At 32.0% G+C, this 23,420-nt stretch carries 23 protein-coding genes, 1 tRNA gene and 1 pseudogene; 6 read left to right on the top strand and 19 right to left on the bottom strand.

Annotated elements, in window-relative coordinates; genetic code table 11:
* Window positions 1–53 precede the first annotated feature (53 nt).
* The 11 genes from Q0050_RS09590 to tpx form a co-directional block, all read right to left on the bottom strand.
* A complete protein-coding gene (locus tag Q0050_RS09590; protein ID WP_298394780.1) occupies window positions 54–2,465 on the bottom strand; it encodes an outer membrane beta-barrel protein in 2,412 nt (803 codons plus the stop codon).
* 62 nt (window positions 2,466–2,527) lie between these two features.
* Window positions 2,528–3,820 carry a HAMP domain-containing sensor histidine kinase gene (locus Q0050_RS09585; RefSeq protein ID WP_298394777.1) on the bottom strand — a complete coding sequence of 431 codons (1,293 nt, stop codon included), beginning with the start codon at window positions 3,818–3,820 and terminating at the stop codon, window positions 2,528–2,530.
* Window positions 3,789–4,466 carry a response regulator transcription factor gene (locus Q0050_RS09580; protein ID WP_298394774.1) on the bottom strand — a complete coding sequence of 226 codons (678 nt, stop codon included), beginning with the start codon at window positions 4,464–4,466 and terminating at the stop codon, window positions 3,789–3,791. The genes Q0050_RS09585 and Q0050_RS09580 overlap by 32 nt, the downstream gene beginning before the upstream one ends.
* Before the next feature lie 63 nt (window positions 4,467–4,529).
* A complete protein-coding gene (locus Q0050_RS09575; RefSeq protein WP_298394772.1) occupies window positions 4,530–5,771 on the bottom strand; it encodes a site-specific integrase in 1,242 nt (413 codons plus the stop codon).
* A 270-nt stretch (window positions 5,772–6,041) separates the two neighbouring features.
* A tRNA-Ser gene (locus Q0050_RS09570) sits at window positions 6,042–6,129 on the bottom strand.
* Window positions 6,130–6,286: 157 nt separating this feature from the next.
* The gene (gene ribB / locus Q0050_RS09565; RefSeq protein WP_298394768.1) at window positions 6,287–7,417 is read right to left on the bottom strand and encodes a 3,4-dihydroxy-2-butanone-4-phosphate synthase; all 1,131 of its coding nucleotides are present in this window, start codon (window positions 7,415–7,417) and stop codon (window positions 6,287–6,289) included.
* Window positions 7,418–7,421: 4 nt separating this feature from the next.
* Entirely contained in the window at window positions 7,422–9,236 is a 1,815-nt protein-coding gene (locus Q0050_RS09560; RefSeq protein ID WP_367277168.1) for an LptF/LptG family permease, read from the bottom strand.
* Window positions 9,237–9,241: 5 nt separating this feature from the next.
* Window positions 9,242–9,883, bottom strand: coding sequence for an outer membrane lipoprotein carrier protein LolA (locus Q0050_RS09555; RefSeq protein WP_298394765.1), 642 nt, complete (start codon window positions 9,881–9,883; stop codon window positions 9,242–9,244).
* A 1-nt stretch (window position 9,884) separates the two neighbouring features.
* Window positions 9,885–12,398, bottom strand: coding sequence for a DNA translocase FtsK (locus Q0050_RS09550; RefSeq protein ID WP_298394763.1), 2,514 nt, complete (start codon window positions 12,396–12,398; stop codon window positions 9,885–9,887).
* Between the two features lie 43 nt (window positions 12,399–12,441).
* Window positions 12,442–12,813 carry a diacylglycerol kinase gene (locus Q0050_RS09545; RefSeq protein WP_298394760.1) on the bottom strand — a complete coding sequence of 124 codons (372 nt, stop codon included), beginning with the start codon at window positions 12,811–12,813 and terminating at the stop codon, window positions 12,442–12,444.
* The gene (gene tpx / locus Q0050_RS09540; protein ID WP_298394757.1) at window positions 12,814–13,311 is read right to left on the bottom strand and encodes a thiol peroxidase; all 498 of its coding nucleotides are present in this window, start codon (window positions 13,309–13,311) and stop codon (window positions 12,814–12,816) included.
* 141 nt (window positions 13,312–13,452) lie between these two features.
* Here tpx and Q0050_RS09535 point away from each other — a divergent pair, with 141 nt between their 5' ends.
* The 3 genes from Q0050_RS09535 to Q0050_RS09525 all read left to right on the top strand — a co-directional run bounded on the left by Q0050_RS09535 (window position 13,453) and on the right by Q0050_RS09525 (window position 15,141).
* On the top strand, window positions 13,453–13,776 hold the full coding sequence (locus Q0050_RS09535) for a helix-turn-helix transcriptional regulator (RefSeq protein ID WP_298394754.1): 324 nt from the start codon (window positions 13,453–13,455) through the stop codon (window positions 13,774–13,776).
* A 191-nt stretch (window positions 13,777–13,967) separates the two neighbouring features.
* Complete coding sequence (locus Q0050_RS09530; protein ID WP_298394751.1) at window positions 13,968–14,444, top strand: DUF6428 family protein; 477 nt, start codon at window positions 13,968–13,970, stop codon at window positions 14,442–14,444.
* 85 nt (window positions 14,445–14,529) lie between these two features.
* A complete protein-coding gene (locus Q0050_RS09525) occupies window positions 14,530–15,141 on the top strand; it encodes a protein-tyrosine-phosphatase (protein ID WP_298394748.1) in 612 nt (203 codons plus the stop codon).
* Window positions 15,142–15,807: 666 nt separating this feature from the next.
* Here the strand turns inward: Q0050_RS09525 and Q0050_RS09520 are convergent.
* On the bottom strand, window positions 15,808–16,149 hold the full coding sequence (locus Q0050_RS09520) for a helix-turn-helix domain-containing protein (protein ID WP_298394746.1): 342 nt from the start codon (window positions 16,147–16,149) through the stop codon (window positions 15,808–15,810).
* Window positions 16,150–16,243: 94 nt separating this feature from the next.
* On the opposite strand from Q0050_RS09520, the gene Q0050_RS09515 reads away from it, so the two are divergent.
* Together Q0050_RS09515 and Q0050_RS09510 are read left to right on the top strand one after the other, a co-directional pair.
* Window positions 16,244–17,320, top strand: a complete 1,077-nt coding sequence (locus Q0050_RS09515) for an L-dopachrome tautomerase-related protein (RefSeq protein ID WP_298394743.1) — start codon at window positions 16,244–16,246, stop codon at window positions 17,318–17,320.
* Between the two features lie 64 nt (window positions 17,321–17,384).
* On the top strand, window positions 17,385–17,984 hold the full coding sequence (locus tag Q0050_RS09510) for a nitroreductase family protein (RefSeq protein WP_298394741.1): 600 nt from the start codon (window positions 17,385–17,387) through the stop codon (window positions 17,982–17,984).
* Window positions 17,985–18,027: 43 nt separating this feature from the next.
* Here the strand turns inward: Q0050_RS09510 and Q0050_RS09505 are convergent, their stop codons facing one another.
* The 4 genes from Q0050_RS09505 to Q0050_RS09490 all read right to left on the bottom strand — a co-directional run bounded on the left by Q0050_RS09505 (window position 18,028) and on the right by Q0050_RS09490 (window position 21,033).
* The gene (locus Q0050_RS09505) at window positions 18,028–18,477 is read right to left on the bottom strand and encodes a DUF4352 domain-containing protein (protein ID WP_298394739.1); all 450 of its coding nucleotides are present in this window, start codon (window positions 18,475–18,477) and stop codon (window positions 18,028–18,030) included.
* A gap of 23 nt (window positions 18,478–18,500) precedes the next feature.
* A complete protein-coding gene (locus tag Q0050_RS09500) occupies window positions 18,501–19,553 on the bottom strand; it encodes a hypothetical protein (protein WP_298394737.1) in 1,053 nt (350 codons plus the stop codon).
* Window positions 19,554–19,743: 190 nt separating this feature from the next.
* Entirely contained in the window at window positions 19,744–20,292 is a 549-nt protein-coding gene (locus tag Q0050_RS09495; protein WP_298394735.1) for a hypothetical protein, read from the bottom strand.
* A 171-nt stretch (window positions 20,293–20,463) separates the two neighbouring features.
* Window positions 20,464–21,033, bottom strand: coding sequence for a hypothetical protein (locus Q0050_RS09490; RefSeq protein WP_298394733.1), 570 nt, complete (start codon window positions 21,031–21,033; stop codon window positions 20,464–20,466).
* Between the two features lie 302 nt (window positions 21,034–21,335).
* Between Q0050_RS09490 and Q0050_RS09485 the strand changes: the two genes are divergently transcribed.
* Window positions 21,336–21,674 carry a transposase gene (locus tag Q0050_RS09485; protein WP_298394730.1) on the top strand — a complete coding sequence of 113 codons (339 nt, stop codon included), beginning with the start codon at window positions 21,336–21,338 and terminating at the stop codon, window positions 21,672–21,674.
* A 147-nt stretch (window positions 21,675–21,821) separates the two neighbouring features.
* Here Q0050_RS09485 and Q0050_RS09480 read toward each other — a convergent pair whose 3' ends face one another.
* The 3 genes and pseudogenes from Q0050_RS09480 to Q0050_RS09470 form a co-directional block, all read right to left on the bottom strand.
* The gene (locus tag Q0050_RS09480; protein ID WP_298394728.1) at window positions 21,822–22,238 is read right to left on the bottom strand and encodes a hypothetical protein; all 417 of its coding nucleotides are present in this window, start codon (window positions 22,236–22,238) and stop codon (window positions 21,822–21,824) included.
* Window positions 22,239–22,407: 169 nt separating this feature from the next.
* Complete coding sequence (locus tag Q0050_RS09475; protein WP_298394725.1) at window positions 22,408–23,085, bottom strand: hypothetical protein; 678 nt, start codon at window positions 23,083–23,085, stop codon at window positions 22,408–22,410.
* A 153-nt stretch (window positions 23,086–23,238) separates the two neighbouring features.
* Window positions 23,239–23,420, bottom strand: a pseudogene (locus Q0050_RS09470) (hypothetical protein); the annotation flags it as partial.

Raw genomic sequence — 23,420 nt, 5'->3', positions numbered from 1 at the left:
AACCAATTTTGTAGAAATTTTGAATTAGTAGGTTACTTTGTAAAAAATGTTTTTTAGAATTTATAATTATAACCCAATCTAATTACTTGTGTTTCGTAATAATCATTACTGGTGTAACTAAAATCCTGTCCTTGGATTTCTCTTTTGATTACCAACGTATTAAATAGGTCGGTTGCATTTATAAAAAATTCTCCTTTGCCATTTTGAACTGATTTTTTTATCCCTAAATCAATTGAAAATCTAGATTTTATTTTGCCTTGTGGAATAATATCTGGTGCTAAATAAATTGCTGTTACTTGTGCATCAACTTTTTTAGTTAAGTGCAATGTGTTGTTCCACTTTATATTTCCAGAGAAAACATCTTGTTTGTTTGCGGAAAAGGTATTGGGCTCAGGATATAAATTTTGAACAGTAAACTCACCGATTTGATTGTAATAGGCATTAAGATTAAGATTGGAAGAATACCATTTTGCAATATCTTGTGAAATGACCATTTCAACACCTGTATTTGAACTTTTATTTACGTTTTGAAAGATGGCATAAATTAGATTACTATTAGGAATTGTAGAAGCTATTCTTGTTATTGTAGCATTGGCAAAACGATGGTAGATAGCGGAGTATAAATAGCCTTTTTTCAAATTTCTTTTGAAACCTAATTCCACTAAATTTGTGAATTGCGGTCTTAGTGCAGGATTACCAACTTTAATAATTTCTGCATCGTCATACTTTGGAAATATTCTAATATCTACCTCGTTTGGTCGGTCAATTCTGCGGTTGTAAAACAATGATATTTTGTTGTCATCATTGATTTTATAGGTAAAACGGAAATTAGGGAATGGTTCGAAATATGAGTAGCCATCAGTTTTGTAAGTTGGATGGTTTGGATTTACTTCGTATTCTAAATCTAAGTATTCTAGGCGCAATCCAATTTCGGCTTCGATTTTATTAGTCTCGTATATGTAGTTTCCATAAACCGCTGGAATGATTTCTTCATAGGTTGCTTTACCACCTGCACTTGCATCCAAAGGAGAATTAGTTCCTGGAAAGAATTGCATATTGGTTGGAATAATTCGGTTTCGAAATTTAAAACCTGTTTCAATTCGTCCGTATTTTAATGGCTTTATGTAATCGATATTTAGATCTACTACACTTTCATCAGATAATAATTTGAAAGAATCTTTACTCGAAGAGCTTGGTAAAATATTATCGAAGAAATATTTTTCATCTTCCCTGTGAAACGTATAATTGAAACCTATATTTAATAAATGTCCAGCCTGTTTGAATTTATGTTGATAGGCTGCGGTTCCCATGATTGTAGTTTTCAATTCGTCTTCTAAAAACTGCCAAAGTCGCAATCGTTCGGAATAGTCTGAATTAAAAAAAGGTTGGTCGCCATTATCAATTATTTTTTCAGAACCAAATAAACCCGAAACGGTCAGCGTATTGTAATCATCAATAGTCCAATCAATTCCCGATTTAATTGTTGTAAAATGGGTGTTTCGGTTTCTTTTTAATTGTTGGTTAATTATTGTTCCATCATTGTATGTTCGTGTTACAAATTCATTTTTATTTAGCGTTTCTGTATTTAGATAATCGCCTTGAAAGAACGCATTAATTTTGTTTTTACGGTAATTGAGTGATAGCGTAGGATTGATTTTTGGTGTTAGTGAATATTGTGGTCTTATTGTAGGCAGATTTTCTTTTCGTCCCCACAGAGCACCTAAACCTGAAGTAAAACCTACTTTGCCATTGAAACCTTCTTTTTTATTTTTCTTGTAGATAATATTAATAATTCCAGCATTACCATTGGCATCGTATTTGGCAGATGGATTATTAATGATTTCGATTTTATCGATTGCTGATGCTGGGATATTATCTAAACCTGATTGGTTGCCGAAACCTGTTAATGCTGTTTGTTTTCCATCTATCAATACGGTCACTTTATCATTGCCTCTTATTTGTACTTTTCCGTCTTGGACAGTAACACCCGGTAAATTTTGCATAGATTGTAAAACAGAGCCGCCACTTTGATTAATATTATCAGCCATAGAAAACGTTTTTTTATCCATTTTCTCACTCACTGTATTTTGTTTGGAAACTATAACTACCTCTTGTAAGGTTGTAGCATCTTCTTCCAGTTCGATAGTGCCTTGATCTAAAAACTCGGAAAGTGAGCCGACATAAATCGATTGTGTTTTGGTTTTGTAACCAATAAAAGAGAATTCTAAAATATAGTTGCCCGATTTTATATTGGCCAATGAAAATCGACCTTCTTCATTGGTTATTGTTCCGGCAATTGAAGTACCCTCTTTTGAAGTTTTTAATGCCACATTTACAAATGCCAAAGCTAACTTTGTAGTTTTGTCTTTGGTGTTTCCAGATAGTGTAACTGATTTATTTTGTGCCCTTAAATTTGCTACTGATAACAGTAGCATTGCTACTAATAGAAATTTTTTAATTTGCATAATACTTTTTCCTTTTAATTTTTGGTCAAAGTTCTAACTGGAATTTGAAGAAATATTGAATTTTAGAAAACTATTTCAAAAGTGTGCATTATGTTTGTGAAATTGTAGTTAATAGTCCAGTGGTTCGTGTCAACAATTTTTTTAATGATTGATAATCCTAAACCATTACCTTGCGAGGATGGATTGGACTTAGAAAATCGCTCAAACATTTTTTCAGTTTGTAAAGGTAAAAGTGAACCAGTATTTGAGAATAACAACTTATCATTAGTCAGTTTTATAGTAATCTGACCATCGAGAACATTGTGATTTATAGTATTTAAAAATAAGTTACTGATTAGCATTTCTGCAAGAAAATGATTTGAACTGACTACAACATTTTCCTCTATTTCGGTAGTAATACTTATTTTTTTTGAAAGTGCCTGTTCACTAAAAAAGGTTAGTTGATTATAGATGATTTCGTGGAGATTTATTTTTTCAATACCATAGTATGAATTGCTATCAATTTTTGATAATACTAACAAATTTTTATTAAGCTTGACCAGTCTTGTAGTAGTATTGTTTAGGTCATCAATTAATTTGAACTGCTCAAAGTTTAAGTCTTTTCGTTGTAAAATATTTTCTAATTTTCCTTTAAAAATAGCTATAGGTGTTTGCAATTCGTGTGCTGCATTTTCTATAAATTCTTTTTGACTTTGATAGATACTACTATTTTTTTGGATTAAATTATTTATGGCATTATTTAATCGGTTGAATTCTTCAATGTCGTTTGGTATTAATTTTGGATTAGAAGTTTTATCAATTTCAAATTGTTCAATTTGTTTTAAAGTTTCGTAAAATGGCTTCCATAATGTAATTGATAATCTTCGCGTAATGATAAATAGTCCTATTAGTAGTATAAGAATGATTACTGTAAAAACAGCTAAAGTTATTAGAGCTAATTCATAATCATCAACAAGATTGGCTCTAACTGAAAAGATATATGACTTATTGTTGATAGTAACAGGTGATCTCAATATCCTGAAAGGTTCATTTTCCTTGTCCATGTGATTATAGAAATTTCTTTCGAAAATAGTGTCTTTCACAATACCTTCATTATTCTTTTCTATATGTAAATCACTATTTAGTTTATTAAATATTACAATTTCATTTTCTTTTATTTGAGGAACAAAAAATTTCACAAACTCTTCTTTTTTTACTTGTAAAGCTTCGTCAGCCTCATGTAAATAGAGCCACTGATTAATAAAAAAGAATAATGGAACACCTAGCAGCATTACTACAAGTGAGAATATAATATAATATCTAAGTGTTTTTTGAAGTAATTTTTTATTCATCTTCCCATTTATATCCTGTGCCATACACTGATTTTAAATAATCTGCTGCGCCCATTTCTTTTAGCTTTTTTTTCATGTTTTTTATGTGTGCATAAACAAAATCGTGATTGTCTAACATATCTGCCATATCACCTGATAAATGCTCGGCAATAGCACTTTTGGACAAGACTTTGTTTCTATTACCAATCAAAAATAGTAATAAATCCATTTCTTTTTTGGTAAACTCGATTTTGTTGCCTTTGATTTTGACCGACTTACTTATTGTATCTATTTCTATTTCATTAAAAGAAATCACATTGTTTCCGTTGAATTGTTTTCGTCTAACCAATGCTTGAATGCGCACTAATAATTCTGATAAATGAAATGGTTTAGTTAGGTAATCATCTGCACCAAGTGTCAAACCTTCAATCTTAGTTTCTAAAGTGTCTTTGGCAGAAATTATTATTACGCCATCGGTTTTATTTTGACTTTTGAGTATTTCTAATATTTTAAAACCATCACCATCTGTCAACATTAAATCTAAAAGAATGCAATCGTATGAATATAAATCGATTTTCTCTATTGCTGTCTTTAGTGTACTTGCTGATTCACAAACAAAATCATTACTACTCAAGTAGTTTTTGATACTTGTAGCAATTTCTATTTCGTCTTCTATTATTAAAATTTTCATATTGCAAAGAAACTAATCAATTTTGAATGAATGTTGAATTTATTAAATCTATACATAAATTATTTATGAAGAAACTTTTTTGTGTTTTTCTGACAAAGAGAATTTACATTTTAAAATCTGCATATCTTCACTTACCTTTCTATCCAACACTTTAGCGTAATGTTGAGTAGTTCTTAGGTTTTTATGACCAAGCATTTTACTAACGCTTTCTATTGGAACTCCATTTGTAAGCGTTACCGTAGTAGCAAAAGTATGTCGTGCAATATGAAAGGTTAATTCTTTTTCGATTTCACAAACTCCAGCTATTTCTTTTAAATACGCATTCATCTTTTGGTTGGATAGGATGGGAAGTAGTTTATCCTCGTTATTACATTGTGGATGATTTTCGTATTTGTCAATTATCATTTGTGTAACAGGAAGGATTGGAATTTTTGAAGCACTCTCGGTTTTTTGTCTGTGAGTAAATATCCATTTCTCGCCATCAATACCGAAGCTTATATGCGACTTTGTTAAGTTTTTGACATCTATGTATGCCAAACCAGTAAAGCAGCTAAAAAGGAAAATATCTCGAACTAGTGATAGTCTTTCTGTTTTGAAATCTTTTTCGATAATGGATTGGATTTCTAATTCAGTGAGATAAACTCGTTCAACTTCCTTAACTTTAGATTTGTAGTTAGCAAATGGATTTTTATCAAGCCAGTCATTGGCCAAACAAAGCTTGATAATTTTATTGAAGTTTTTAAGATATTTGACAGCTGTATTATTAGCACAGTTTCTAACGCTTCGTAACCAAAATTCGTAATCCGTTATAAAAGCGTGATCAATTTTTGTAATATCGATATCGGAAACATTGTATTTCCATTGCATAAATTCGATCGTATGCTTGAGGGAAGTAGTGTAGCGTTCTAATGTTCCTGGAGCGTATTCTTTTCCAACCAATTCTTTTATTTTGTAGTTGTGGTCTTGGAAGATAGGAACGAGCATTCTTGCTCTTTCATCAACTCCTAAAAGTTTACTCTTAATTGTTTCAGTAGTAATAACTGTCTTTTTATGGATTAATTCCATTTCAGCATCTCTAATTTGACTTTTCAGTATATCAAGATGATTATTTATTGAACGAGCTTCTTCGGAAGTACCTTTCATTTTACCTGCTTCTGTAGACCATTTGGATATTTCTACAAATCGGTTTGTACTTAGCTCGATACGTTTTCCATTGATAGTAATTCTGGTGTAGATAGGAACTAAACCATTTGCAGATGCTTTCGCTTTCTTTGCATAAAAGAGAATTGAAACTTTTGTTTTCATTGTGGTGACCTTTTTAGTTGTTATTAAATTTAACTTCAATATGACTAATCCACAAGATGTACAGTTTTTAAACTGGTTACTGAACTGGCTGTAAAGCCTTGTGAATACTAGTCTGAAATAAAAATCGGTTACCCAAAATTTGGATTGTTTAGGGTAACCGATTTTATCCCTTTAGGTTCACGAATGAATGAATAATTTGATATGTGATAAAAAGAAAAAACCCTTAAAATCATACGATTTTAAGGGTTTTAATTCAATTTGCTTTCCAGCTGGCGGAGAAAGAGGGATTCGAACCCCCGGACCTGTTACAGTCAACAGTTTTCAAGACTGCCGCATTCGACCGCTCTGCCATTTCTCCAATATGTTGCTATCATTTCCTGATTGCGAGTGCAAATATAAGAACCTTTTTTAGTTTTCCAAATAGAAATTCAATAAAAAAACGATTAATTTTTATAATAAAAAGTAATCGTTTCATTTTCTTAGTTTTAGAGTTTTATTTTTTTTCGAAAAAACTACTAATAATTTACATATTCCGTAATCTCTAGGCCATAACCAATCATTCCTACACGTTTGGTTTGCTCCGTATTCGATACCAATCGTATTTTAGAAATATCAATATCGTGTAGAATTTGTGCGCCAATTCCAAAATCTTTAGAATCTATTATGATTTTTGGTGCTTTCATAACACCTTGACTTTGCAATGTTTTTAATTCAACGATGCGGTTTAATAGACTAACCGATTGCATGTCTTGGTTAATGAAAATTACAGCGCCTTTTCCTTCTTCATTAATCACTTTAAACATGGCGTCCAATTGTTTGTCGGCATTGGTGGTTAATGTGCCTAACAGATCATTATTAACTTGCGAAGAATTGATACGTGTAAGTATAGGTTCATCAGCATTCCAAGTACCTTTTGTTAATGCGATATGTACTTGTTTGTTTGTGGTTTGAACATAAGCTCTTAAGCGGAAGGTTCCGAAACGGGTTTCTATATCAAAATCTTCTTTTTTGACAATCAGACTGTCGTGTTGCATTCTATAGGCTACCAAGGCTTCGATAGAAACTAGTTTTAAATCAAACTTTTTAGCGACATCTACCAATTGCGGTAGTCTTGCCATGGTTCCGTCGTCGTTCATTATTTCCACTATCACACCAGCTGATTTAAATCCGGCTAGTCTTGCAAAATCAATAGCGGCTTCGGTATGACCGGTTCTTCTTAAAACTCCTCCTTGTTTTGCAACTAAGGGAAAAATATGTCCTGGTCTTGCTAATTCGTGAGGTTTGGTATTTTCATCAACTAATGCTAAAATAGTTTTAGCTCTGTCGGCAGCTGATATTCCCGTTGTAACACCATTACCTTTTAAATCTACAGATACTGTAAAAGCAGTTTCCATATGATCGGTATTGTTACTCACCATTGGATGCAATCCTAATTCTTTGCAACGGCTTTCTGTCAGTGGTGCGCAAATCAATCCACGGCCGTGTGTGGCCATAAAATTAATCATTTCGGGAGTAACTTTTTCGGCTGCTGCCAAGAAATCACCTTCATTCTCTCTATCTTCGTCATCCACCACAATAATTACTTTTCCTTGACGGATGTCTTCTATGGCTTCTTCGATGGTGTTTAGTTGTATGTTTTGTGACATAGTATTATGTTGTAGTTAGTTTTCTTAATTGGCTTTTAGTGTAAAACCATAAGAGTGGATAAAATGGGAATCCGGTTAGGAGTGCTATTCCTAAACCAGGTTCTATTGTCAAGCAGTTTGCTGTACTTATTTTGGATACTATCTTTTGTTCTTTAAAGATAAAATAGGATAGCATCAAAATCGCCAATCCAAATAAAATCATTGTCATAACATTAGTTTGTAATGCTAAAAAGAACGCACTAGCTAGCGTTATAAAATATACAATACTAGTAATTGTACTATTTTTATTGAAGGCTAGGAGGTGTGCTTTTGTATCAAAAGAATGATCTATTTGAGGTTTTGTTGCTTCCTCAGCTGTACCGTCAGGAATTGGTGTGGCCTTATTTACATTAGTTTTAACTTTAAAAAGCTTTTGAATAGGCATTAAAATTGCGTCAAAACTTATCATTCCGCCAATGTCATTGATAGCTCTGTAAGTCAGTAAGATTGCCAATGGAGTCAAGACTATTGAAGACATCCAAACACCCATAAAAGGCGTCATACCATCTTCTTGGGCAACTCTTTTTCCAAAGGTATTTATGAAGTGAAAAATAATAAAGATTGATACCGCAAAAACTATAGGTAAACCCAAACCACCTTTACGAATGATCGAGCCCAAAGGTGCACCAATAAAAAACATTAGTAAACACGAAAAAGCAATCATGAATTTATCATAATAGGCAATCCAGTGTTTGTTGATGCTTTTTAATTTTGCTTGCATGTCAAAAATACTTGTATCGATGGAGAAAACCGTATTTTCGATGTTGCTGAAGGCTACCTTTAAGATGTCACTTTTTTGAATAGGAGACATCCCTTTTAATAAATCACTACTTGGGATTTTTACCATAGCTGGATTATTTTCAGGCCTGTAATACGTATTAGCCACACCAGTACGCATATAAATGTTTTCGGTGTAGGATTTCAAATCCTTTTTGTAATTTACGTTTAGTGAATCGATGGTGTAACGCAACTCGCTTAAATTAAGCATCGTATTCGTGTTCGAAATATCAATTTCATCCATACTTGATTGGTTCAGTTTGGATAAATCAATGTTAATAACATCGCGTTTGAACGAACCTTTGGCGAACGGAATTTTGTTTCGCTCTTCGTATTTTTTTGGAATGATATCTTCGTAGTAATGTCCGTCTGTTAAAACTAATTTTAGGGTGTTTGAAGCTTCACTACTGATCAATTCTCCTCTTTTGGCTTTGATTACCGTAGTGTTTCCTTCGCCGTTGGGTAGTTTTCTGTGAATGGTAACTCCGGAAAGTAAGTTTCCTTTTTCACCCAATTTTTTATCTACTTTAATGGTGTAATAACCTACTTCACTAAACTGACCTTCGGCAATGGCCATTGCGGGTTTTACTTGAGCAATGTTGCGTCTAAAGTTGATGAATTTATATTCTGCATAAGGAATTACATTGTTGGCAAAAAAGAATGATAGAATACTTAATAAAAATATGAATACCGTAATGCTTCGCATTGATCTTTGAAACGAAATACCAGAAGATTTCATTGCTGCAAATTCATAATTTTCAGCAAGACTACCAAAAGTCATAATCGATGACAACAAGACCGATAGTGGAAGTACCAAAGGCACAATCCTTGGCATTGAAAATAATAGAAATTTTACAACTAAAAGAAACTCTAAATCTTTACCCGCTAATTCTGAAATGAATAGCCATACGGTTTGCAAAATGAATATAAAAAACAAGATTACAAATACCGTAGTAAATGTAATCAAGAATGTTTTTAATAAATACTTATCTATTATCTTCACAAAAGTTAATCTAATTTATTGATGTAGTAGTTTGGATACTTACTGGCTACAAAGGTAAATTGATTTTTTGATAAAGGCTGATTTGTTTTAAAAGAATTAACAGTCAAAGTGGTTTTTGTACCGTTTTTACCAACTTCGATAAGGTTATAGATTGTTTTGGTTTGCACATCTATACCTAATAAAACTTCTTTGCGTTGGTCTTTAGCGTTGTTCGGAATTAATTTGATGTATTGAATTTTGCGTCCTTTGATGTTTTGAGCGATATCCATTGTGTATTTGTAGCCGCTGTTAAAAAAGGTTAACATCTTGGCTGGAGTGATGGCTTTTTCATCTTTATCGTTAACACTAGAAATGGTCACTTCTTCATCTTCAGGATTAATAGTATACGCTTTTTTTCCGTCATAGATTTTGGTTACGCCCATAAAATTAAGGACATATTTGTTACCTTCAAGCGTTACATTTCCTTTGCTTTCTTGATTGATATTTTCTTTGGCATTGTTCAAAGAATATTTAAAATCGATTACAATATTCTTATAACTTTTGATTTTAGCCGTTACTTCATCTAAAAGTTCTTTTGCTTTTTTATCTTCTGCATTAGCATTTAAACCAACTAAAAGAAGTAACGCAATAGAAAGAATTTTTTTCATTTTAATCATTATTTTGTTCATTATTTAAAAATTGTTCTAAAGAAACTAAATCAGGAATGTTTACACCTCGAGCTTTACTTCCTTCAAAAGGTCCAACAATTCCGGCAGCTTCCAGTTGATCTATTAATCTACCCGCACGATTGTAACCTAGTTTCAATTTTCTTTGCAATAATGATGCCGAACCTTGTTGCGCAGTAACAATTATTTCTGCAGCATCTCTAAAAAGCGCATCTCTTTCAGAAATATCAATGTCAAGTTTGACACTTCCTTCTTCACCAACGTATTCAGGTAACATAAAAGCGCTTGCGTAAGCTTTTTGTGCACCAATATAATCAACAATTTTTTCTACTTCAGGTGTGTCCACGAAAGCACATTGCACACGCACCAAGTCATTTCCGTTAGAGAATAATAAATCTCCACGTCCGATTAATTGGTCGGCACCACCAGAATCTAAAATGGTTCTTGAGTCAATCTTCGAGGTAACTCTAAAGGCAATCCTCGCAGGAAAGTTGGCTTTGATCATACCCGTAATTACGTTAACCGAAGGACGCTGCGTAGCAATGATCAAGTGAATTCCGATTGCTCTCGCTAATTGAGCTAGACGTGCAATTGGAGTTTCTACTTCTTTACCGGCAGTCATAATTAAATCGGCAAACTCATCGACTACTAGCACAATATAAGGTAAAAATTGGTGTCCGTGTTCCGGATTTAATTTGCGTTGCTTGAATTTTTCGTTGTATTCTTTGATGTTTCTAACCATCGCATCTTTTAACAAAGAGTAGCGGTTGTCCATTTCGATACAAAGTGAATTCAAAGTATTGATTACCTTACTATTATCAGTAATTATGGCATCTTCAGAATCAGGAAGTTTGGCTAGATAATGGCGTTCGATTTTGTTGAAAAGCGTTAATTCTACTTTTTTAGGATCGACCAAAACAAACTTCACTTCAGCAGGATGTTTTTTGTATAATAACGAAGTCAAGACAGCATTCAATCCGACTGATTTTCCTTGTCCCGTTGCTCCAGCCATTAATAGGTGAGGCATTTTGGCTAAGTCAAATACAAATGTTTCGTTAGAAATAGTTTTTCCGAGCGCGATTGGTAATTCCATTTCAGCTTCTTGAAATTTGGCTGAAGTAATCACGGTTTTCATCGGAACCATTGTTGGATTTTTGTTTGGTACCTCAATACCAATCGTTCCTTTTCCTGGAATTGGTGCGATGATACGGATTCCGAGTGCCGCAAGAGATAAGGCAATATCGTCTTCTAAGCTTTTGATTTTAGAAATACGAATTCCGGCGTCAGGCACAATTTCGTATAAAGTTACCGAAGGTCCAACCGTTGCTTTAATTTGCGAAATCGTTATTCCGTAATTTCTTAAAGTTTCAACAATTCTGTTTTTATTTTCTTCTAATTCTTCTTGATTAATTGTAATTCCAACGGTAGAATATTCCTTTAACAAATCGATGGTTGGGAATTTATAGTTCGAAAGCTCCAATTTAGGGTCAAACAAACCGAAATCAGCTACAAGTTTAGATGCTAAATTTTCTTCCACTGTTTCTTCATCTAAAGCTTTTTCGATCACAAAAGCTTCATCATTGGTTTTGATGATTTCTTTAGCAGGTTCGATGATTTGAGGTTCAGGACGTTCGATTTCTAAAGAAAGCGTTGGTTTTACCGCAGGTTTTGGTTCGGTTTTAAGCGTTGGTTCTAATTCAATTTCAGAATAACTTGAAATTGTTGGCTTTAAGGCTTCTTTATTGACTTCAAATTGCGAAGGTGTTGGTTTGATGTAAGGCTCATCAAAAACGGTATCTAAATCGTCTTTAGCTTCTTCAATAGCATATTCTTCAAGGTTGTAAGCTGCAGTACTATCTTCTGAAGATTTTGATTTCATTGATTCAAGATCTTCTTTGATTTCGTTTTGCTTTTTCTCGAAAAAGGCTTTGATGCTATCGGGAGAAATTTTTATTTTGAATAACAAATAAATTATTAATCCGAATACTAATACTAAGAACGTTCCAATTTTTCCGATGTAATCTTGAAAGAATAAATTCATTTCATAGCCAATCGTTCCGCCAAGTTCAGGAATTGAATTGGCAAAAAATCCGAATAAAATAGACAAAATGATTACAACAAATAAATCCCAAAACCAAGTCGATTTTAACTTCTTTAAAGGTAAATCAAGTACCAAGAAAGCGCCTGTAATGAAAAACAATTTCACGAATAAGAACGATGCGGCACCGAAACCTTTGTAGATGAAGAAATCGGCTAAGAAAGCACCTACTTTACCAAGCCAGTTTGCGGCAGGTTTGTTTCGATCAGATACTTCCGAAACCACACTTTGATCGTCTTGACCATGTATGAAAAACGAAATAAAAGCCACTAACAAGGCTATGGATAAAATCACTAAAAGACAACCCAAAACGACTTTGTATTGTTTCTTCATTTTCCAAGGAAGTTTTTCGCTTGGTTCGGTTGTTTTTGTGTTTTCTTTTTTTACTTGTTTTGCCATTCGAAATTAAATAGTTGGTATAAAAATAGAAATTTATTGCTGTTTAAAATTTTGGAATATAAATGATACAACCTACTGCAATAGCGGTCATTGCTGCAAAAAATACGGCACCTGCGGCTATATCTTTTATAAAACCAATGCGTTCGTGGTATTCTGGATGAATGAAATCGGCAATTTTTTCGGCAGCCGTATTTAATCCTTCAATGCTCAAGACCAATCCGATTGCCAAGGTTTGAATTAACCATTCTTCGTGGGAAATATCAAAATAAAAACCTGCTATAATCATTATTACAGCTAATGCACTTTGAACCATCACGCTATGTTCGGTAGTGATTAATTTAATAGCACCTTTTAACGCAAAGCCCAAACTTTTAAAACGTCCAGTGACGAATGTTTTATCTCTTTCAAAATCCATTTATAGTGATGCTAATGCAGCTTCATAATTAGGTTCATCACCAATTTCAGCAACTTGTTCGGTATATTTAACCGTTCCGTTTTCGTCTAATACAATTACTACTCTTGAGTGTAATCCTGCAAAAGCGCTATCAACTAACTCAAGGCCGTAGTTTTTTCCGAAACTTCCATCTTTAAAATCTGATAGATTTTCTACATTTTCCAATCCTTCGGCACCACAAAAACGTTTTTGCGCAAAAGGTAAATCTCTTGAAACACATAGAACTTTGGTATTTTCAAGTGCGTTTGCTTTTTCGTTAAAAGCTCTAACTGAAGCTGCACAAGTTCCGGTATCGACGCTAGGAAAAATATTTAATACTACTTTACTTCCTGCATAATCGGCTAAAGTTGCTACTGATAAATCGGTTTTTAATAATTGAAAATCGGTTGCTTTCGAACCTACTTTTGGTAATTCACCGTTGGTATTTACTGGATTTCCTCCTAAAGTTATTGTTGCCATTGTTGATTAAATTTTAGATTTCAAAAGTAGGAAATAATTTTGGAATAGGGAAGACTACTATTGACTATAAATTTAACATAAAAGACTTGTATCGACTTATTGTTTTATTGTAATATTGCAATATAATAAACTATATAAAAAATGGGAGCATCAAAATCAGAATCCTTTTCAGTAGCACATAACGAAATGGCTTCATTATTCAAGGCACTTTCACATCCGGCAAGGATTGCTATTGTGGACTATTTGTTGACTGTAGATTCTTGTATTTGCGGCGATATTGTTAACGAATTGCCGTTAGCACAGCCAACGATTTCACAACATTTAAAAGAATTAAAAAACGCCAATATTATTAAAGGAACAATTGAAGGCACTGCTATTTGCTATTGCATAAATCCAGATACGATTGATAAAATTGAGAATCATTTTGGTATGATTAGGCACAAGTTAAAAAATAAATGTTGTTAGGGAAATTCCAAATCCCAAATCCCAAATCCCAAATCCCAAATTCCGAATTCCAAATCCCAAATCCCAAATCCCAAATTCCAAATTCCAAATTCCAAATTCCAAATCCCAAATCCCAAATCCCAAATTCCAAAATCTAAAATCCTAATTCCAAAGTCTTAATACTTAATACTTATTACTTAAAACTCTTACCTATGAAACTATCCGAAATAAAAAAACAATTAACAAATCTGTCTCAGATTGCTTTCCAGTTACCTAATGGTGAGTTGGTTCCGAATCATTTTCACGTCACTGAGGTTGGAAAAATCAGTAAACATTTTATTGATTGTGGTGGTGTGGTGCGCAAAGAAGAAGTGGCTAATTTTCAGCTTTGGGAAGCCAATGACTATGACCATCGTTTGCATCCTGAGAAATTGCTACATATTATTGAATTATCAGAAACTAAACTTGAAATTCCCGATTTAGAAATTGAAGTGGAATATCAAATGAAGGAAACCATTGGGAAATTTGCCTTAGAATTTGATGGTACAAATTTTTTACTAAAGTCAAAACTTACCGACTGTTTGGCGAAGGACAATTGTGGCATTCCGCCAGAAAAATTGAAAGTAAAAATAGGTGAGTGGAAACCGAAAGAAAGTTCGTGTTGCACGCCAGATTCAGGTTGTTGTTAAAAGGCATTTTAATTGCAACTTTTAATTAAGTAGAAATCTATAATAGATTGTTTTTATAGGTGTTGTATAATCAAAATTAAAGATAATGTTTCAAAATTTAGCAAAAACCATCAATGAACTTAATACTATTCCCGTTTCAAGTGAGCGAAAGGAAGTGTTGCAGCAGTTGGTAGATTACATTCAAAATAAAGTTGACGCTTGCGAAGAAATTCGATTGAACTTTATTTGCACACACAATTCTAGAAGAAGTCATTTATCACAAATTTGGGCACAAACGATGGCGTTTCATTTCGGAATCAGCAAAGTCCATTGTTATTCAGGAGGAACTGAAGCTACGGCTATGTTTTCGAAAGTGGGCGAGACATTACAGAATCAAGGTTTTTATATTCAGAAGTTAAGTTCGAATGAAAATCCGGTTTATGCGGTGAAATTTGATGAAAATCAACATCCAATCATTTGTTTTTCAAAAACTTATTTTGATGATTTTAACCCCAAAAACAATTTTGGAGCGATTATGACTTGCAATAACGCTGACGAAGGTTGTCCAATGGTATTTGGAGCCGAAGCACGATTTCCGATAAAATATGACGATCCAAAAGCCTTTGATGGCACTGAGATAATGAATGAAAAGTATGCCGAACGCAGTTTGCAAATTGCCTCTGAATTGTATTTTGTTTTTTCACAAATTAAAATATAGTATGAAAGCATTTGTTTTAAAATACAAAAAGCCTATTATCATCACTTTGTCGGTGATTATTTTGCAATTGATTTGGGGATTTGATCCTAAATTTTGTTTGATAAATATTATTTGGTTGCTGGTCTAGCGTTTTGAGTCTTTAGAAAGTGAAGATGATTAATTGTATTTGTTTAGTTTTTTATTACAACTAAAACGACAATAATCACTTCTATAATTGTAATTAGAATATAATTCCTTTTCAAGTTTTCACCATCATTAAATGGTTTGATAAAAAATGCTAAAGGGTTTATAAGATTGGTTTTAAAAATATTCTTGGATAATTTGAAGTAAGAAATCGAAACAAAATAGAACAGATAAAATAAAAAATCTAGATTTATCAGTATCGGTAAAGCTTTATTTAAAGAATCATGTTTATTTTCATTGAATTTTACATTTAAATAAATGGCTAAAACAGTTTGAAGATAATAAATAAAAATAAGTAGCACTGGAGGTACTTTTTTTCGTCTTATTAAGGTGTAGAAGCAAAAGTTTTTAAGGATTAAAAATGAAATGGGTATTACTAATTTGCTGGAGATCATATTTTTTTAACTTTCTTCAATTACTTTTGAATGAATGCAATTAACCGTAGTATTACAATTATCGTTAACCTTTAAGTACAAGTTATTTTTAAATCGAAACTCTAAGTTTTGTTTCTGCTGCAACTTCGCCCCATTGCGCCATTGCTTCTAAAATGGGTATTAGGGTTTTGCCAAATTCAGTAAGTTCATATTCTACCTTAAGTGGTGGTTTTATGGTATGCACGGTGCGTTTTATCAATCCGTCGGCTTCTAATTCTTTTAACTGAAGACTTATGGTGCGCTCGGTCACCATTGAAAGTTCCTTTCGTAGTTCGTTGTAGCGTTTTTTTTCAATTAAATGAATTAGAATAACCGCTTTCCATTTTCCTCCTATGTAGTTCATTGTCAAACTAGTGCTGCAAGGAAATTCTTTATTATCTATACAATACATCGCTTACTATCAATTTTATCCGTTATTGCAAAGATAAATTACTATACTTACTTTTGCAACTATAAAAATTATAGTATCTAACAATTTCAAATAAATGAAAAAAATCAACATCATTAAGAACATCGTTTTGACCAGCCTTTTTATCTTCAGTTTTGGAGGTGAAGTTTGCGCACAACAAAAAAGTTTAAATTCTAATTCTTTAGAAGTAGTAGTCGAAATGAATGTTCGTCCAGGCAATGTAGCAGTTAGTAACAAAGGTACTATTTATGCGACAATTCATCCATTAGGCAATCCGTCTTTGCAATTGGTAACGGTTAAAGATTCAAAAACGATTGAAGCATTTCCGAATAAAAGTTGGCAAAGGGAAAACGGCACTTCAGCAACCGAAACTTCGTTTGATACACCACTTGGCGTGACGACAGATGAAAACGGAAATTTGTGGGTTATTGATATGGGTTTAAATATTGGAAGCACTAGATTGTTTTGTTTTGATGCCGTAACCAAAGAAACTATTTTTGCGCTAACATTACCACAAGAAGTAGCGCCAAAAGGTTCGTTTGTTCAAGATTTGGCTGTCGATTTAAAGAACGGTTTTGTTTATCTTGCAGATATCGAAAATCCGGGATTAATTGTGGTTAATACAAAATCGAAAGCGAGTAGACGTTTAAAACAACACGATTCTTTTTTAAGTGAAAATATAGATACAGTTATAGATTCTAAAATTATTTATTTTGGTGGCAAACCATCTCGCGTGGCTATTGATCCGATTACCATTTCTGATGATAAAGAAACTGTTTTTTATGGTGCAATGAATGGAAAAGCTTGGTATAGTATTTCTGCAAAAGCTATTAGAGCTGGTTTGAGTGATGCTGCTATTTTGGAGACTATTGTTAAAGTAGGAGAGAAGCCCATATCAGATGGAGCTGTAACTGATCAAGACGGACATCATTATTTTACCAATTTGAATGATAAAGGAATTGATCAATGGAACGCTTCTACCAAAACGTTAAAGCCAATCATTCGAGATGAACGATTACTGTGGCCTGATAATATAAGTATACAAAATGGATATATTTATATTGCTGTGAATCAACTTCATAAAACTACTGCGTTTACTGGTACGAAAGATTTGGGTACACCACCATATTATATTTATCGATTGAAAAAATAATGGTTCTAAAAGTTAATCTATCAATAAAATTAAAAGCAAATTACATCTCTTAAATATTTAAAAAATGAATTTCATATCACTAGCAAAAAGTCGTTATACAACAAAAAAGTACAATCCCGAACTAAAAATCTCTTCGGATGAAATTGAACAATTAAAAGAAATTTTAAGATTAAGTCCATCTTCTATAAATAGCCAACCTTGGAAATTTATTTTTGTGTCTAATGAGGAAATTAAAAATAGATTGGCAGCAGTATCTTTTTTTAACGAACAAAAAATAAAAGATGCAAGCCATTTAGTAGTATTTTGTGCGGTTGATGTGATAGAAACATTTGAAAACCAAATCAACAACAACTTACCCGAAGGTGCTGTTGGTTATTATAATCAGTACATAAAGCCTTTGCCTGAGGCTGAAATAAAAGCTTGGTTTCAACATCAAGTTTATCTTTCTTTAGGATGTTTTTTAAGCGCTTGTGCCAGTATGAATATAGACTCAACGCCAATGGAAGGTATACAATCCAAGGAGTATGATTCCATTTTACAACTTACTGATTATACTTCTTTATTTGCTGTAGCTATTGGATATAGAGATGAAAGTGATCCTAATCAGCCACAAATCAAAAGTAAATCAAGATTAAATTTGGACGAAGTAGTTACAGAATTGTAGAAAAAAGCTATGTTTGTTCTACCATTTTTTCTGTACATTTCTATCATTTATCTAACTTTACGGAATATCTTTTATCCTCGATAAATAATTCTTTAGGTGTGGCAGTGTCCGGAAATTCAAATAATATAATTCTATCGAGTTCTTTATTTGGTTTTATTTTAGTTTTTGTACCAGTAAAGTACGATTGAAAGGTTAAAAATCGGTACAAACTATCTTGTTGCGTTGAAAGGTATACGTCATTAAAATCAAATGTGCAATCCTTTTCGCCTTGGTTTTTGAGGGTAAGTTTTAATTTAACAAATTTCATTCCTTCAGTCGGTTCTATTGGTCTTGATCCCATTGGTCCGTTAGGTGCGTCAGGTCTGATATAATCTTCAGAAATTTTCTTGAACGTAATAGTCAAACCCTCTACATTGTATTCTTGACTGTTGAAACTCATTAACGCAAGTATAAGTAATAATACAATATAGATGTTACTTTTGAGCTTTGTCATTATGATTTAGGATAATTAATTTTTTAATAAATTTCTTCTATTTGATAGTCCGATGCAGTGCCTTTTACTAAATAATTGATTTTTTTATTTTGTTTGGTAAGGCATTTTAAGATGAACTCAAACGGTTGTTCGGCGTTGTAATTGGTACCATTAAGTTCGAAAATGCTATTTCTGTCATTTTTATCCTGCGTGGAGCAACCTATCGGGATAGCAATTGGGAATTTTGTTATCCAATTTAATTTAGTTGTTTTGCTGTTTTCGATACCAATAATCTGACCACCATCAAGTTGATTTTTAAATGAAATCATAAAATTTCCATCGGTATTGAAACTACTTTTGTTCCCTTTGCTTAGATAGGGTTTGCTATGTTCGAATAGTTCAATAACCGAATACCGTTTGTCATAAACTGAAATGCCCGATGCAGAAGTGTTATACTGTTCACCATTTTTTATAGGAATAGCTTGCAATAAAAGTTGTTTGGTAATAGAAATTGTATCTAATTCACTTTTGCGATTGTTATACAACGAGTCGATATAAAATGGCGTGATGTCATAGCTTTTATTCGGATTGATTAAGGAACAATGTAGTTTCTGGCTAATAATGCTATCAATTTTCAAATAAAGTATACCTTCTATACTACCATTAGCTCTGTTTTCAAGACCTATGTAGAAGTTTTCATTAAGATGATTTATTTGAGTATTGTATTTACTTTTTGTTATTTGCAAGTGTGTTTCCTCGTCATTTACACTTTTTATGGCGCTTGCCAATCCAAAAATATAATAACCAAATGCGATTAATAGGAGCAATAGTATTCCGGCATATTGATACCAAGGTGTAAATTTATTATAGAATTTGGGTAGTATTTGCGCTTCGTGCTCTGGTTTTAAAACTAACCATTTGCCATTAGAATGATAATACCAGGTTTTATCCGTTCCGAAAAAAGGAATAAAAAACAAATGGAAATATTCTTGAGCCAATCGAATTTGCGTTTTAGGCAATACAGTTTCGTCAATACCAATTTCTGTACTAGTATATTTTTCAATAATAAACTCGCGCCATCCAAAAATTATTTGCATTGTTTTACTGGGTTACTTTAGTTTATATTACTTCATCAGATTTTGTTGCATCAAGTTTTAGTATTTTTTTTAATTCCTATCAATGGTCGCAGTTAGAATTAATAAACGGATGCTTTATATTATGCTACATAAAATCAAAAGTAACAAACTTTAGGTAAATTTCGAAACTCTTTTTAGTAGCAAACAGCTTTTAGCGGACGTTTTTTTTGTTTAGTTTAATAAATTTTATTTTTGGCTCCCAACAATCTCCATTTTTAGATTCACATTTTAATTCGATTGTCGAATTGGTAAATTTCCCAATAAATTCTAACTTAGTTTTTGATAAACCAATAGATTTTTCTTTCTGTGAATTATTTTTGACAATTTTAAATTGACTTTTTGCAAACAATTCTCGGCTTAAGATTTCAAAACTTATCTTATTTTTTTCAATTTTTAAGTTTTCCATAGCATTTTCATAAAATGCAATTCCGTGTTCTCCTTCATTTTCTGAACCAAAATACATTCCAACTAATTTGCCGTTTATCGAATCCAGAACTATGTAATGATTTTCATTTTTCACATTTGTTTTGTATTCATAAATCCCGATTATTGAATTAAAAAGTAATGAGTTTTGCTCACTTTTTTGTTTACCATTTCGTTTTTTTTCTGAACTGTTTTTTGCTGCTTCTTCATACAGATTATTTGACATTAGAAATGTTAATCCAATAACTACGATAAATATTTTGAAGATGTTTTTCATTTATTTGTTTTTTTTGAAATATCAAATTAACCTTTTATTGCAAAATGAAGTAGTGATGAACTAATTTTATAGCTTTCACCAATATAAATAAAGTTTTAAATAAAAGAACTTTTTGGTTTGCGATAAATCCAGCGGATTATTATTCCTAGAGTTGGATGTTGGTAGCGTATGTTACCATATTTTCCACCACTTTTTACGTTCCGTTGAAGCTTGACTTTTTGTCTTTCCATTTATAGTAACCTCAAAGGTTTCAAGATTTAACGAGAAAGCGATTTCTTTATTATTAAATGATGAATCAATAGTATTTAGAATTCCATTTATGTTTTCGTTTTCCAATGCAACGTTTGATATTCCTTCATAACACAAATTGTCAAAATGCTTTATGTTATGGGCGTTTTCAACTATAGAGATGCAATATTCTCCAATTAAAATCAAAGAATTTTTATATTCAAAAACTTTTTTATAGTCAAAACCAAAATTTTTGATAGCCTTTTTGCTTTCTATATCCAAAATATAACAAATTCCAAGCGCAATAATTAAAATAGTTCCATCTTGCAATTCTGAGCCAAATTTAAAAGTTGAATTTCCCTTTTCGAGATTTCCAATCCATTCGCTACGATCTTTTTTTATAAACTTAACGGCTAATCCTTCTGAAAATTGAGTGTAAGCATTTTCGGGAATTGTACTATACATGTCTCCGTAAACTGGTAAACTTTGTAATATTTCAAATTTTTTATTCAAGCTATATATGTTTAAACGTTTTTAGACTTTATGTAATTTGCCGTTGCTAACACTGACCAAGCAAACCTATAATTTTCTTAGAAAGATAAAATTGTTTTCACTCGATTACCCTCGATGAAGACAAAATAGTAACAGAAAGCCCAGCAATAATGTAAAACGGCTGTCCTTGTTGCGCAACTCAAATATACAAAACCTTGTATATAAATTTAATTTTTTTTAGATTTTCATTAGCAAGGAAAAAAAAATACTACACAAAATTTAAGAAGGCAGGCGACAGCATCCACAAAGAACATTATGATAGAATGCATCTAAAACTCACTCAAAACCCTGAGTATGCTAAGAAAATGTCCAGAATACGAAGTAAAACAGTAGAACCTGTTATTGGAACCTTGGTTAACTTTACCAATATGAAACGAGTAAATACAAGAGGTATCAAAAACGCCAACAAACACGTACTAATGGCAAGTTTAACCTACAACTTGAAGAAATACTTACGCTTTACCATCAAAAAACCATCAATTTTCAGTCAAGTTATTTCCCTAAAACAAGGGATGTACTTTGCTTTAATAAAATCAGTCTTTTTAGGCAACAATAACTCAATTATAAGCCTTCAAAAAATTAGAATTTTGAACTACAATTAAAAAATAAACCTCCTTTAAATTACTTTAAAAGAGGTTGAAATTTTATGATTTATGATTTTGTTTTTTAAAAATTGTGGTTGTGCAACAGCTACGCCTGTTAGCCGTTCGGTTTTATTTATTTTCAATATATTTTCTCAATTTTCAAACCTATGTTTTGTTAGCCTCCATTTTCTTTCTGTAGTTATAAAATTGTAAAGTTACTGCAATACAAAATATTATTGATGGAGCTGACATACCTACAAAATCCATAAAGTCTTCTTTTAAACTTTGAGTTATAAAAAACATTACTAAAAGTAAAATATATAATGTCAAAGGTAATATTATGAAAGTGAGATAACTCAATATTTTATTTCGTAGTATCTTTTCATTTAGATTTAATAATCCTGGAAGTGATAAAATGATATTTATAAAGCATAAAAAAGTGTTTATCATTAAAAGAATAAACATACCTTGTTTTGCTTCATTTCCTTCAGTTGAATTATAATTTGTCCACGAAATTAAGAACGATATAAATAGTGAAACTATAAATGCAAAAAGTATTATTTTTAAAATTTGTGATTTCATAGTGTTCTTCTTTTTTCTGCGGTTCGCGAAACTGACGGCTAACGTGTCGCGGCTTCAAGAAGTGGCGATGAACCAAGACCAAGCCATTACAAATATAACAAAAACTTTTAATTAAAGACCTTTCCAATTTCTGATAAATCCCGTGCCTCGCCATTTCTTGAAACCGCTGTTAGTGGCTGGCTTTTATTCCTTTTCTATATATTCCAATTTTATTAAACTCTATAACTTTATTAAATTCTTGATTCCAAATTGAAAAATTTTGGTTTTTAAGATATTCTTCGATTTTAGCGTTAATATTAATCTTTTCCGTTTGAAAAGATTCATTTCTTGTTATTGAGACAAATAATATCTCACTTTCAAAAAAACTGTCTATTATTTCTTGTATAATTTTTTTGCTATTGGTTTCTTCAAACTTTAAATAAAGCCATTCACTTTCGGATTTAGTAGAAGGCATTAACCATTCAATATTGTTATGATAGGTTTTATTTGCTTCATAAATTATTCTTGAATCCATAATTGTATGTTTTTCTGATTTCAATTTAGGATTTAATATTGAAATAATTTTTCCAGTTCCAATTATATTTGGTCCTTCTCGAAAGTCAAATTCTAAATTTTCGCAAAGTTGATGTTTAAAATATTCATCAGAAAGTATTTTTATCTCTGCTTTAACAGTTTCACCCGGAAATACTTTTTCTTTATCAATAAAAGTTTGAATTCCTGAAGTTTGCATTTCAGAAAAAGGAAATTTTATTGCAGGTCTATATCCAGATAATGCAAAATTTTGACGTCCACCATCTTCCGATTTTTTGTAATTTAATAAAGCTATAAAATCAGATTTAAATTTCATTGGTGTTATTTTCGTTCAGTTTTTGTCTTGTCCTAAAATACGTTGACCATTTTTAGGTTATTACTTGAATCAAAAATACGGATTTGTAATCGGAACATTGATAACTTTTTTTAAAAAATTCCCTTCGGGTTTTAAAAAAGTTACCAACATTCCTTACGCAACCTTTCGTGCATAGGATTTATAAGGTTGTTGGTTGTATTTTCGATGTACTTCTTTTGGTGTTTTTAGTTCTAAACTCCAGTGCAAGCGTTCGTTGTTGTAAATTTTTACAGCTTCAGCAATCATTTTATTAGCGATTTGTATGTTTTTAATTGTGTTTTTTAATCCGAATTCAT

Source organism: Flavobacterium sp. (genome assembly GCF_027483985.1).
In the GTDB taxonomy this organism is placed as follows: domain Bacteria; phylum Bacteroidota; class Bacteroidia; order Flavobacteriales; family Flavobacteriaceae; genus Flavobacterium.
This window is presented reverse-complemented; position numbering and strand designations above follow the sequence as displayed.